The organism is Streptomyces sp. NPDC054770, assembly GCF_053611985.1.
This window is the reverse complement of record NZ_JBSHBL010000002.1, coordinates 196,369-209,127: the sequence shown is the minus strand read 5'-3', so window position 1 is coordinate 209,127 and position 12,759 is coordinate 196,369. Positions and strand designations below refer to the sequence as shown.

Sequence of the window (12,759 nt, the reverse complement as noted above, 5' to 3'; positions counted from 1 at the left end):
GCCCGGTCGCTCGGAGTGCGGGACAGGACCGCATGTCCCGGCACCGGGCTGTTCTGCTCTCGGTGAGAGTCGATGAACCGTGTCGTCGTCAGGCGAAGACGATGGTGTGGTTCCCGTCGCGGATGACCCGGTCCTCGGCGTGCCACAGCACGGCGCGGGAGAGCACCGCGCGTTCCACGTCGGCGCCGCGGCGGGTGAGGTCGGTGGCCGAGTGGGCGTGGGTGACGCGGACGACGTCCTGCTCGATGATCGGCCCCTCGTCGAGGTCCTGGGTGACGTAGTGGGCGGTGGCTCCCACCAGTTTCACGCCCCTCTCCTTGGCCTTGGCGTACGGTCCGGCGCCGATGAAGGCGGGCAGGAAGGAGTGGTGGATGTTGATGATCGGGATGCCGACGTTCTCGATGAAGTCCCCCGAGAGGATCTGCATGTACCGGGCCAGGACGACGAAGTCGACGTTGCCCTTGAGCAGCCGCAGGTGTTCCGCCTCCGCGGCGGACTTGTCCGCGCCCTGGCAGGGCACGTGGAAGAAGGGAATCCCGAAGCCGCGGACCTCCTCGGCCACGTCGGGGTGATTGGAGATCACCATGGCGACGGTGACGGGCAGTTGCCCCTGCCGGTGGCGCCAGAGCAGGTCGAGCAGGCAGTGGTCGGACTTCGAGGCGAAGATCGCGACACGCTTGGGCACCGACAGATCGCGCAGTGTGTAGCTCAGCCCGAACGCGTCCACCAGGTGCTCGTCGAGATCGGCCCGCAGCGCGGGCAACGCGGCCTGGAGACCGTCGAGGCCGAAGACCGTGCGCTGGAAGAAGGCACCGCCGTGCGGATCGTCGGAGTACTGGTCGAGGGAGACGATGTTCGCGCCGTGGCGGCTCAGGACGGACGTCACGGCGGCGACGATGCCCGTGGCGTCGGCGCCCTGCAGGACCAGCGAGGCCTGCTGGGCGGGTCGCTTGCCCGTGGCGGTACGGGCCGGAGCGTCTTGTGCGAGCGTCATGCCGGGCTTTCCTTCCGGAAACGGGCGGCCCAGTCGGAGGTGGCCTTGAGTCCGCCGAACGTATAGAAGTGGATCTTCAAGTCGCCGTGGCGGCCGGGGTCGTGGGCCGCGGCGAGATCGCGCAGGAAGCGATCGGGTCCTGCCGTGCCCATGAGGTTGGTCAGGGAGAACCCGTATTTCCTGACGACCGAGGCGCTGGTCCCGACCCCGAAGCGGGCGGCGTACGACATGAGCCGGCGCACTCCGGCGGGCCCGGGCACTCCGATCCGGACGGGGAGGTCGACACCCTGGCCGCGGACCTGTTCGACCCAGGCGAGCACCGGGTCGACGTCGAACCCGAACTGCGTGATGATGCCGCCCTCCAGGGGCTGGGCGGCCAGCGAGGCGTGCTTGTCCCGCAGCGCGGACCAGAGCACGCCGTCGGCTATCGCGGGATGCCCTTCCGGATATCCGCTGATGCTCACATGGCGGACGCCGTACTCCTGGAGCAGGCCCGTCTCGATCAGGGACAGCGAATCGGCGTAGGGGCCCTCGGGATCCGCCGGATCCCCTCCGACGACGAACACGTTGTCGGATGTGCCGTCGTCGCGCAGGCCGGCCAGGAACTGCTCGAAGTCGGCGCGCGACCCCAGGCGGCGGGCCGATATGTGTGGCACCGGAACGAAACCGAGCCGTTTGACCGACCGGGCCGCCTCCAGCCGCATCTGGAGGTTCTCGTTGCCGAGGAAGGTGACGTTGATCCGGGTGCCCTGAGGGATGCTGTCGCGGGCCTCTTCCAGTTTGGGGACGTCCTTCCCCGTCATCTCCAGGGAGAAGTCCTCCAGCAGCGAGGTACTGACCGCTGTTCGTACGGTGCTCGCGGGGTTCATCGTCTTTCGTCTCGCTCTCTCGTCTGCGGGGGCCGGGTTCCGGGGCACACCCGCGGCACCGCCGGGGCGGCCCGGCCCACATGACGTCGCGTCAGGGGACAGGCCGGGCCGGAACGGTGCCGAACAGTCGGCTGAGGTCAGCGGTCGCGGCGGTAGAGGGTGCGCGCGTGCTGGTTGAACGGGGAGGGCTGGACGGTGGCCCGGATGCGGGGGAGGCCGAGGTCGGCATCCGGGTCGGTGCCGGAACCGGGGTGCTCACCCCAGACCACGGTCACCTCGGTGCCCGGCGCGGCGTGCTCGGCGTCGATCAGGGTCTGCGCCAGCACCGCCCCCACCGGGTCGATCGACGCGCTCTGCATGGTCACGCCGACCAGACCGGTGCCGTTCTCCACCCGGTGACGGGCGTAGGAGAGGACGAAGCCGGGGTCCTCCCCCTGTCCGACGACGGTGCGGACGTCGTCCGGGTCGAGGACGAGGGTGACCTTGGTACGGAGCGGCTCGTCCTTGGCCTTCGCCAGGGCGTCCCGGCCCACGAAGTCGTGGTTGAACGAGATCATCTTCCCGTAGCCCAGTTCGTACGGGGAGACGTAGTAGTCCTCGATGTCCTCGGAGAAGTAGCTGCCGTTCAGCGGACGCTTGCCCTCGATGCCGAACAGGGGCAGGTACCTGCGGTACTCCAGCAGGTCCGGGTCGGTGTAGATGCCGGGGACGGGCGAGGGGATCCACCCGCTCTCCACACTGGGCGTGGTGTACGCGAGGGCGCCGACCTGGACCAGGCCGAACGGCTCGCCCGCCTTGAGGAACGCCTCATGTACGTACGCGGCGTGCTCCCACGGGCCGATGAACTCGAAGCCGGCCTGACCCGCCATGCCGTGGCGCAGGGCGCGGAGCGGGCGCCCGTCCAGGGTGACCGCACTGGAGTGGAAGAACTTGGTCTCCGGCAGCGGCCCGCCGAAGGCACGCTCGACGAGGTCCGCGGCCAACGGGCCCTGGATCTGGTACCGGAACAGCTTCGGGTCACCGCCGCCGGGCCGGAAGGCGGACGAGGGGTCGGTGACGAAGCCGACGTCGTAGCCGCCCTTCTCCGCGTGGTACTGCACCCAGTGCTGGGCGGCCGGGATGCCGCTGAGCAGGTACTTGTTCTCGCCCTCCCGGGCGAGGATCCCGTCGGTGACGATGTGGCCGTTGCGGGTGACCGGCACGTACTGCTTGGCCTGTCCGATCGCGAACTTCTCGAAGTTGTTGACCCCGTGCTCGGCGAGCACCCGCGTGGCGTCCGGCCCCTCGATCCACATGTCGTACATGTGATGCGAGAGGTTGAGGAGGGCCACACCCTCGTGCCAGGCGGCCTGCTCCCGACGCCAGCCGGAGTACTCGCGCTCGACGACTTCGGGCGTCCACGGTTCGGCACCCGGCTGCCACAGCAGCCTGACCGGCGAACCGGCCCTGTCGATGGCGTCCTGGAGGGTGGGGATTGCCATGATGGCTCCTTGCTCGTAGCGACTCTCAGCGGTCTGTCTCATGGAAGCTAAATCGATCTAGTACGTGAGCGAAGCGTCCCCTCGCCCGACAAGGCAAGGCGGGGAATTCACATCATCGCTAGAACGATCTAGCGGAAGCTAGCAGAGCGTTCTCGCTCAAGGCGAGTACCGGTCGGCGGGTTTCTCACGGCTCTCGGTCCAGGTGCGCGCGGTACGCGGCCGCCATGCGTACGGCGTCGAGCCCGGCGGGGACATCGTGGACGCGGACGCAGAACGCGCCTCCGACGGCGGCGAGCGCGGAGACCGCCGCCGACGCCGCGTCCCGCCCCGCGGGCGGCACGTCACCGGCACCTCCGGCCGCGAGGGCCGCGCCGATGAAGCGCTTCCTCGACGCGCCGACGAGCAGGGGATGGCCCAGTCGCCGGAGAGATCCCAGGTGGGCCAGCAGCGCCCAGTCGTGCTCGGGCCGCTTGGAGAAGCCGATTCCCGGATCAAGGACCACCCGGGCCGGGTCGACTCCCCCTTCCGCCAACCGCCGGACGCGTCGGTCGAGCTCGGCGATGACGTCGGCGACGACATCGCCGTACTCGGCGTGGCCGTCCATCTCCCGGCTCGGCGCACGCCAGTGCATGGCGATGTACGGAACGCCGGCCGCGGCGACGGTCGACGCCATGGCCGGGTCGGCCAGACCGCCGCTCACGTCGTTGACCAGACGCGCACCCGCCTCCACGGCGGCCCGGGCCACGGGTGCGTGCATGGTGTCGATGCTCGTGCACACGCCGGCCCGGGCGAGTTCACGCACCACCGGAACGGTCCGGGCGAGTTCCTCCTCCAGACCCACGGGATGCGCCCCGGGTCGGGTGGACTCGCCGCCCACATCGACGATGTCCGCACCCTGGGCGGCGAGTTCCAGTCCCCGGTCGACGGCGCATCGGGTGTCCGCGTACACGCCCCCGTCGGAGAACGAGTCGGGCGTGACGTTGAGGATCCCCATGACCAGGCATCGACCGGGCAGGGGCAGCCCTTCGAGTTCCGTACGCGTTCCCGGCCGCCTGACGGCGACGTCTTGCATGGTTGGCATCGGTGGCAACCTCCTTGATCCCGCGTCCCGCCGCGAGAAAGGAATGCTAAATCGATTAGGCCGTCAGGTTACAGAGGGAAGCTTAATCGTTCTAGTACTTCCCGGGAACTATCTTCGAGGCATCATCCGGGAGCCGTCTTCCGCGTGCGGCCGCGCCGGCGGGCGAGGCGCGACCGCCGGAGGCGGTCGGTGCGGTCTTCGCGGTGCCGTTCGGATGGACCACGGCGACCCTGTTCGCGCCGCTGGGCGCGGCGATGCGGCAGAACCGGCCCGCACCGGGCCCGCACGGCAGCAACGGATCAACGTTCAACGAATCGCCTGCCCCAGCGCTCGCCGCCGCCGAAGCACCGCCATAGAGTGACCTATATCACGACAATATGACCCATTCACCCCTCTTTTGCCCCTTTTTCCGCGCTCCTGCCCGCACCGGCCTGGAGGCCACATGACCCACATCAAGGTGACGGTGGACGGCACGCGCTACGAGGACGAGGTGGAGCCCCGCCTGCTGCTGGCCCACTACCTGCGCGACCGTCTCGGCCTGACCGGCACCCCGATCGGCTGCGACACCTCGAACTGCGGCGCGTGCACGGTCGACCTGGACGGGGCGACCGTCAAGAGCTGCTCGGTGCTGGCCGTCCAGGCGGACGGCTGCACGGTCACCACGGTCCAGGGGCTGGCCGAGGACGGGGAGTGGACGGCGTTGCAGCGGGCGTTCCACGAACGGCACGGGCTCCAGTGCGGCTACTGCACCCCCGGGATGATCATGGCGGCCCGGGACCTGCTGCGCGAGAACCCGCACCCGTCCTCCGACGAGGTCCGGCAGGCCCTGGAGGGCAACCTGTGCCGATGCACCGGCTACCAGAACATCGTCCGCGCGGTGCTCGCCGCCTCCGGGCAACAGGACGGACAGCAGGCCGGTCAGCAGGACGGACAGCACGACGCCTCCGGGCGCCGGGTCGGCGAGGAGGCCACGGCATGACCGACCAGGCCGTGAAAGCCGCAGCACACGAGATCGGCCGCTCCCGGCTCCGCAAGGAGGACGCCCGGCTGATCACCGGGCAGACCAACTGGACCGACAACATCCAGGTCGCCGGACTGCTCCACCTGGCCGTCCTGCGCAGCCCCATGGCGCACGCCCGCCTCACCCGGGTCGACGTCTCCCCCGCCCTTCAACGCCCCGGCGTCGTCGCCGCGTTCACCGGCGCCGACCTCGCCGAGGGCCTGGGCTCGCTGCCCTGCGCCTGGCCGGTGACCGAGGACATCGTGCTGCCCGACCACCCGCCGATCGCCGTCGACGAGGTCCGACACGCCGGCGACCCGGTGGCCGTCGTGGTGGCCCGCGACCGGTACGCGGCGGCCGACGCGCTGGAGGCGGTCGAGGTCGACTACGACCCGCTGCCCCCGGTCCTCGACCTGGAGGCCGCCCTCGCCGACGACTCCCCGCTGGTCCACTCCGACAAGGGCACCAACCGCTGCTACACCTGGCCGCTCGCCACCGGCGAGAGCTTCGAGTCCGTCAGGCGGCGGGCCGAGGTGACCGTCAGGCGCCGCTACCACCAGCAACGCCTTATCCCCAACGCCATGGAGCCGCGCGCGGTCGTGGTCACCCCGATCGCCGCCTCCGGCGAGTACACGGTCTACTCGGCGACCCAGATCCCGCACATCCTGCGGATCATGCTGGCCACCGTCACCGGGGTCCCCGAGCACAAGCTCCGGGTGATCGCCCCGGACGTCGGCGGCGGCTTCGGCTCCAAGCTCCAGGTGTACGGCGAGGAGGCCGTCGCGCTCGCCGTCGCCCGCAGGCTGGGCCGTCCCGTGAAGTGGACCGAGTCCCGCTCCGAGGGCTACCTCGCCACCCACCACGGCCGCGGCATGATCCAGGACATCGAGGTCGCCGCCACCCGCGAGGGCAGGCTGCTCGGCCTCAAGGTGGACCTGATCGCCGACATGGGCGCCTACCTGATGCTGGTCACCCCGGGCATCCCGATCCTCGGCGCCTTCATGTACCCGGCGATCTACAAGATGGACGCGTACGAATTCAACTGCACCGGCGTCTTCACCACCCGCACCCCCACCGACGCCTACCGCGGCGCCGGACGCCCCGAGGCGACCTTCGCCATCGAGCGGATCATGGACGAACTGGCCGCCGAACTGGGCCTGGATCCCGTGGAGTTGCGGCGCCGGAACTGGATCCGGCACGAGGAGTTCCCGTACACCTCGATCGCCGGGCTGACCTACGACAGCGGCAACTACGAGGCGGCCACCGCGAAGGCCCTCGCCCTGTTCGGGTACGACGCCCTGCGCGCCGAGCAGCGCGAGCGCGCCGAGCGCGGTGACCCGGTGCGCCTCGGCATCGGCGTGTCGACGTACACCGAGATGTGCGGGCTGGCACCGAGCCGGGTGCTGCGCGACCTCAGGTACGGGGCGGGCGGCTGGGAGGCGGCGAGCATCCGCATGCTCCCCACCGGCAAGGTCGAGGTGGTGACCGGCACCAGTCCGCACGGGCAGGGGCACGAGACCTGCTGGAGCCAGATCGCGGCCGACGTGCTGGGCGTGCCGTTCGACGACGTCGAGGTGGTGCACGGCGACACCCGGTCCTCCCCGCAGGGGATGGACACCTACGGTTCACGGTCGCTGGCCGTGGGCGGCGAGGCCGTGCACCGGGCGGCGGTGCGGGTGGTCGAGAAGGCGCGGAAGGTCGCCGCGCACCTGCTGGAGGCCAGCGAGCAGGACCTGGAGTTCACGGACGGCGTGTTCGCCGTGAAGGGTTCGCCGGAGGCGCGCAGGACCATCCAGGAGATCGCCTTCGAGACGTTCACCAACCACGACCTGCCCGACGGCGTCGAACCGTCCATCAACGCCGAGACGGTGGTCGACCCGGAGAACTTCTCCTACCCGCACGGCACCCACCTGTGCGCGGTCGAGGTCGACACCGAGACCGGGCAGACCCGGATCAGGTCGTACGTCTGCGTGGACGACGTCGGCCACGTCGTCAACCCGATGATCGTCGAGGGCCAGGTGCACGGCGGTCTCGCCCAGGGCATCGGGCAGGCGCTGTACGAGGAGGCCGTCTACGACGACGACGGCAACCTCGTCTCCGGGACCATGGCCGACTACCTCGTGCCGTCGGCGGCCGACCTGCCGGACTTCGTCACCGACCGGACGGAGACCCCGGCGGCCTCGAACGCCATGGGCGTCAAGGGAGTCGGCGAGGCCGGGACGATCGCGTCGACGCCCGCGGTGGTCAACGCCGTGGTGGACGCGCTGCGTCCGCTGGGCGTGACCGACGTACGGATGCCGTGCTCGCCGCACCGGGTGTGGCAGGCCGTGCAGGCCGCCCGCTCCGGCCGGGACGGTGCCGGCGAGGAGGCCGGCGGGACCGGTCCCGCGCAGTCGGGGCAGTCCGGGCAGGCCGCCCGCTCCGGAGACCTGGGCCAGTACGGCGAGCCCGGTGAGGAGGGCTCCGCATGATTCCCCCCACGTTCGAGTACGCCCGCCCGACCGGCGTCGACGAGGCGGTGCGCGTCCTCGCCGACGCGGGCGAGGACGCGAAGGTGCTGGCCGGCGGGCAGAGCCTGCTGCCGCTGCTGCGCCTGCGGCTCGCCTTCCCCGAACTGGTCGTGGACGTCGGCCGGATCCCGGAGCTGCGCGGGGTCCGCGAGGACGGCGACACGCTCGCCATCGGCGCGCTGACCACGCACCACGACGTCGTCCACGACCCGTTGGTGCGGCGGCACGCCGGGCTGCTGGCGGAGGCGACGGCCACCGTGGCCGACCCCGCCGTACGGCACCGCGGCACCCTCGGCGGCTCCCTCGCGCACGCCGACCCGGCCGGCGACCTGCCCGCCGTGGCGCTCGCCCTCGACGCCGAACTGGTCGTCGCCGACCCGGGCGGCCGGCGTGCGATCCCGGCCCGGGAGTTCTTCGTGGACTACCTCCAGTCGGCGCTCGCCCCCGACGAACTGCTGGTGGAGGTGCGGATCCCGAAGACCGACGGCTGGGGCTTCCACTACGAGAAGTTCCACGCGGTCGCCCAGTCCTGGGCCATCGTCGGCGTCGCCGCGCTGGTCCGGCGCACCGACGGGCACATCGCCGAGGCCCGCGTCGGACTCACCAACATGGGCGCCACCCCGCTCCGGGCCACCGCGGCCGAACAGGCGCTGACCGGCGCCGACGGCCCGCAGGCCGTGGCCCGGGCCGCCGAGGCCGCGGCCGAGGGCACCCGGCCCGCCCAGGACCTGTCTGCCTCGCCCGAGTACCGGGAGCACCTCGCGCGGGTGCTGACCCGGCGGGCTGTGCTGACCGCCACCGGAATGGGGTGAGCGCCGATCACCGGGATGGACGACCCGGAGCAGGTGCGGGCCCGGCTGGAGGAGACGGGGTACCTCGTCGACGACGGACTGGCCGTCACCTGCTTCCTGGGCCTGAGGCTGCACCGGCCGCTGTTCTGCGAGGGCGACGCGGGCGTGGGCAAGACCGCGCTCGCGTCCGCCCTGGCCGAGGCGCTCGGCGCACCGCTCATCCGCCTCCAGTGCCACGAGGGCATCGACGCCTCGCAGGCCCTGTACGACTGGGACTTCCCGCGCCAGCTGCTGCATCTGCGGGCCGCCGAGGCGGCGGGCGTGCAGGACGCGGACCGGCTGGAGAGCGAGCTGTACGACCGGCGGTTCCTGATCGCCAGGCCGCTGCTGCTGGCGCTCCAGCAGCATCCGTCGGTCCTGCTGGTGGACGAGATCGACCGGGCCGACGACGAGTTCGAGGCGTTCCTCCTCGAGCTGCTGTCCGAGTACTCGGTGACGATCCCCGAACTGGGCACGCTGCGGGCCGAGGTGCCGCCGGTGGCCGTGCTGACCTCGAACCGGACCCGGGAGGTGCACGACGCACTGAAGCGGCGGTGCCTCTACCACTGGTTCGACCATCCCTCCTTCGCCCGCGAACTCGCCATCGTGCGCCGCCGGTTGCCCCGGGTCTCGGCGCGGCTCGCCGAACAGGTCACGGCGCTGGTGCAGGCGCTGCGCGGCGCGGACCTGGTCAAACCGCCCGGCGTCGCCGAGACCCTGGACTGGGCCGAGGCGCTGGACGCGCTGGGGGCGAGCGAGGTGGACGCGGAGCTGGCCGTGGCCACGCTGGGCTCGGTGCTGAAGTACCGGGAGGACACCGAGCGGGCCCGGGGGCTCGATCTCGGGGCGGTCCTCGCGGCCCGGGGCGGGTGACCGGCCATGGGCACGGCGGGAGCGGCGAGACCGGCCGAGGTGCCGGCGGACGCGGTACTGCTCGGTTTCGTCCGGGCGCTGCGGGCGGCGGGCGTGGACGCGAGCACCGAGCGCGGGTACGCGTTCCTGCGTGCCGTGGCGGCCCTGCGGCCCGGGATGCGGGCGGATGTGTACTGGGCGGGCCGGGCGACCCTGTGCGGCGGCCACGACGACCTGGAGCGCTACGACCGGGTGTTCGCGGCGTACTTCGGACCGTCCGGGCCGCCGCCCGCCCGGCCACCGGCGCGTACGGCCGCCCCGCCCCGGCTGCGGCTCGTGGCCCGGGAGACGGCCGCGGAGCCCCGTACGCGCGACGAGGGCGAGCCGCCGGGGCCGCCCACCGCCGCCCTGGCCAGCTCCTCCGAGGTCCTGCGGCACCGCGACGTCACCGAGCTGGACTCCGCCGAACGGGCCCAACTGCGCCGTCTGCTCGCCGCGTTCGCCCTGGTGGGCCAGACCCGGCGCACGGCGCGGCGGCGGCCCGCACGGCGCGGTCACGTCGATCCGCGCCGTACCGTACGGGAGTTGCTGCGGCGTGGCGGCGAACCCGCCCTGCTGCGCCGGCACGCGCGCGTCGAACGGCCCCGGCGGGTGGTGCTCCTCGTCGACGTGAGCGGCTCGATGGGCCCGTACGCCGACGCGTTGCTGCGCTTCGCGCACGCGGCGGTCCGCGCGGGCCGCACGGAGGTGTTCACCATCGGCACCCGGCTGACCCGGGTCACCCGTGAACTGTCGCACCGCGACCCCGACCTGGCGATGGCCGCGGTCGCGGCGGCGGTGCCCGACTGGCGGGGCGGCACCCGTCTCGGCGAGCTGCTGCGGGAGTTCCTGAACCGGTGGGGGCAGCGTGGCATGGCACGCGGCGCGATCGTCGTGCTGCTCTCGGACGGCTGGGAGCGCGGTGATCCGGAGCTGCTCGGCCGGCAGATGCGCCGGCTGCACGCCCTGGCCCACCAGGTGGTCTGGGCGAACCCCCGCAAGGCCCGGCCCGGTTACGCGCCGCTCGCGGCCGGGATGGCGGCGGCGCTGCCCAGCGTCGACGCGTTCGTGGCGGGGCACAGCCTGGCGGCGCTGGAACGGCTCGCCGCGGTGGTGCGCGGGGCGCGGGACGGTTTCCCGGCACGGGCGGGTTTCCCGGCGCGGGCAAGCTCCCGGCCGGTGAAGGGAGCGGATCGTGCGTGAGATCCTGCCGGCGCTGGCCGGCTGGCATGCGGCCGGGATCCCGTTCGGTCTCGCCACGGTGGTCGCGGTCAGCCGCAGCGCACCGCGCGGGCCCGGTGCGGCCATGGCCGTGGGGCCGGACGACGAGGTGGTGGGCAGTGTGTCCGGCGGCTGTGTCGAGGGGGCCGTCTTCGAGTTGGCGCAGGAGGTCGTCGCGACCGGCGAGCCGTCGTTGCAGACCTTCGGCTACAGCGACGAGGACGCGTTCGCGGTGGGCCTGACCTGCGGCGGCGAGATCACCCTGCTGGTCCGGCCGGTGACCGCGGGCTCCGACCCGGCGTTCGGCGCGGTGGCCGGGTCGGTCGCCGCGGGCGAGCCGGTGACCATGGCGACGGTGGTGGACGGCCCGGCACCGCGGGGCGCCACCCTCGCCGTCTGGCCGGACCGGGCGGCCGGCACGCTCGGCGCGAGCGGGCTGGACGTCGCCGTCACCGCGGACGCGCGCGGCGAACTCGCCCTCGGCGCCTCGGTCCTGAGGCACTACGGCCCGCACGGGGAACGCCGCGAGGACGCGGTGACCGTGTTCCTCCAGTCGTTCGCGCCGCCTCCGCGCATGCTGGTCTTCGGCGCGATCGACTACGCGGCCGCGGTGGCCCGCATCGGCGACTTCCTCGGCTACCGGGTGACCGTGTGCGACGCCCGCCCGGTCTTCGCCACTCCCAAGCGTTTCCCGGCCGCCGTCGAGGTCGTCGTCGACTGGCCGCACCGCTATCTGAGCGGCACCGCGACCGACGACCGCACGGTGATCTGCGTCCTCACCCACGACCCGAAGTTCGATGTGCCGCTGCTGGAGGAGGCGTTGCGCAGGCCCGCCGCGTACATCGGGGCGATGGGCAGCCGCAGGACCCACGAGGAGCGGCACGCCCGGCTCACCGAGGCCGGGCTCGGCGCGGCCGAACTGTCCCGGCTGCGCTCGCCGCTCGGCCTCGACCTGGGTGCCCGCACGCCCGAGGAGGTCGCGGTGTCCGTCGCCGCCGAGATCGTCGCGCTGCGCTGGGGCGGCAGCGGCGCGCCCCTGACCACCACTACCGGCGCCATCCACACACCCACCGTCCGTTGATCGCCGACCGTTGACCGTCAGGAGGAGTGAGTCATGGAACTGCACCACGAGTTCGGCGTCCCCGTCCCGGTCGACGACGCCTGGCGCGCGCTCCTCGACATCGAACGGGTCGCGCCGTGCCTGCCGGGCGCGCTGGTCGAGGACTACGACGGCCGGACGGTGACCGGCTCGGTGAAGGTCAGGGTCGGACCGGTCACGGTGACCTACCGGGGCACCGCGGTCTTCGAGGAACAGGACCATACGGGGCACCGGATGGTGCTGGTGGCGAGCGGCCGGGAGACCCGCGGACAGGGCACGGCCCGGGCGACGGTCACCGCGACACTCGCCGAAGGCGACGGCGGTACGGCGGTGTCGGTCCGCACCGACCTCACGGTGACCGGCCGTCCCGCGCAGTTCGGGCGCGGGGTGCTGTCGGAGGTCGGTGACCGGCTGGTGGGGCAGTTCGCGGACTGTCTCGCGGCCCGGCTGGCCGAGCGGCCGCCCGCCGCCGGCGGTGAACCGGAGCCGCTGGGCGAGGACTTCGGGGACGCCGTACCGGCACAGCCGCTCGACCTGCTGCGCACGGCAGGGGTTCCGGTGGCCAAGCGGGCCGCGGCGGTGGCCGCCGTACTCGCCGTGCTCACGGTGGCGGCGGCACGGCTGCGAAGGTGCCGGCGGCACCGCGCCGGGCACCGCACCCGATGCCGGTGACGTGTTCCGTCCGTCGAACACTATGAACACAACGCCCGAGCCATGGTTCCGGTCCCGGCCCGCTCCCTAGCATCGCCGCGGACGGCGCGAAGGAGCGCCGACGAGGACAGG

At 72.5% G+C, this 12,759-nt stretch carries 11 protein-coding genes; 7 read left to right on the top strand and 4 right to left on the bottom strand.

Annotated features, from left to right (window positions below):
• Nucleotides 1-88: 88 nt before the first annotated feature.
• The 4 genes from purU to folP all read right to left on the bottom strand — a co-directional run bounded on the left by purU (nt 89) and on the right by folP (nt 4,416).
• Complete coding sequence (gene purU / locus ACWGKQ_RS03500) at nt 89-994, bottom strand: formyltetrahydrofolate deformylase (RefSeq protein ID WP_453290187.1); 906 nt, start codon at nt 992-994, stop codon at nt 89-91.
• Nucleotides 991-1,863 carry a methylenetetrahydrofolate reductase gene (locus ACWGKQ_RS03495; protein ID WP_453290186.1) on the bottom strand — a complete coding sequence of 291 codons (873 nt, stop codon included), beginning with the start codon at nt 1,861-1,863 and terminating at the stop codon, nt 991-993. The genes purU and ACWGKQ_RS03495 overlap by 4 nt, the downstream gene beginning before the upstream one ends.
• A 137-nt stretch (nt 1,864-2,000) precedes the next feature.
• Nucleotides 2,001-3,344 carry an aminomethyl transferase family protein gene (locus tag ACWGKQ_RS03490; RefSeq protein WP_453290185.1) on the bottom strand — a complete coding sequence of 448 codons (1,344 nt, stop codon included), beginning with the start codon at nt 3,342-3,344 and terminating at the stop codon, nt 2,001-2,003.
• 184 nt (nt 3,345-3,528) lie between these two features.
• On the bottom strand, nt 3,529-4,416 hold the full coding sequence (gene folP, locus ACWGKQ_RS03485; protein WP_453290275.1) for a dihydropteroate synthase: 888 nt from the start codon (nt 4,414-4,416) through the stop codon (nt 3,529-3,531).
• A gap of 451 nt (nt 4,417-4,867) precedes the next feature.
• Here folP and ACWGKQ_RS03480 point away from each other — a divergent pair, with 451 nt between their 5' ends.
• Genes ACWGKQ_RS03480 through ACWGKQ_RS03450 form a run of 7 tightly spaced genes read left to right on the top strand, consistent with a single transcriptional unit; the run spans nt 4,868 to nt 12,648 of the window.
• Nucleotides 4,868-5,404, top strand: coding sequence for a (2Fe-2S)-binding protein (locus ACWGKQ_RS03480; protein ID WP_453290184.1), 537 nt, complete (start codon nt 4,868-4,870; stop codon nt 5,402-5,404).
• Nucleotides 5,401-7,896, top strand: a complete 2,496-nt coding sequence (locus tag ACWGKQ_RS03475) for a xanthine dehydrogenase family protein molybdopterin-binding subunit (RefSeq protein WP_453290183.1) — start codon at nt 5,401-5,403, stop codon at nt 7,894-7,896. The genes ACWGKQ_RS03480 and ACWGKQ_RS03475 overlap by 4 nt, the downstream gene beginning before the upstream one ends.
• On the top strand, nt 7,893-8,747 hold the full coding sequence (locus ACWGKQ_RS03470) for an FAD binding domain-containing protein (RefSeq protein ID WP_453290182.1): 855 nt from the start codon (nt 7,893-7,895) through the stop codon (nt 8,745-8,747). The genes ACWGKQ_RS03475 and ACWGKQ_RS03470 overlap by 4 nt, the downstream gene beginning before the upstream one ends.
• Nucleotides 8,748-8,762: 15 nt before the next feature.
• Entirely contained in the window at nt 8,763-9,638 is an 876-nt protein-coding gene (locus ACWGKQ_RS03465; protein WP_453290181.1) for an AAA family ATPase, read from the top strand.
• Nucleotides 9,639-9,644: 6 nt separating this feature from the next.
• Nucleotides 9,645-10,859 (top strand): vWA domain-containing protein, encoded by a 1,215-nt coding sequence (locus ACWGKQ_RS03460; RefSeq protein ID WP_453290180.1) that lies wholly within the window; start codon nt 9,645-9,647, stop codon nt 10,857-10,859.
• On the top strand, nt 10,852-11,958 hold the full coding sequence (locus ACWGKQ_RS03455; RefSeq protein ID WP_453290179.1) for an XdhC family protein: 1,107 nt from the start codon (nt 10,852-10,854) through the stop codon (nt 11,956-11,958). Before ACWGKQ_RS03460 ends, ACWGKQ_RS03455 begins: the two co-directional genes overlap by 8 nt.
• A 33-nt stretch (nt 11,959-11,991) precedes the next feature.
• Nucleotides 11,992-12,648 carry an SRPBCC family protein gene (locus tag ACWGKQ_RS03450; RefSeq protein WP_453290178.1) on the top strand — a complete coding sequence of 219 codons (657 nt, stop codon included), beginning with the start codon at nt 11,992-11,994 and terminating at the stop codon, nt 12,646-12,648.
• Nucleotides 12,649-12,759: the final 111 nt, after the last annotated feature.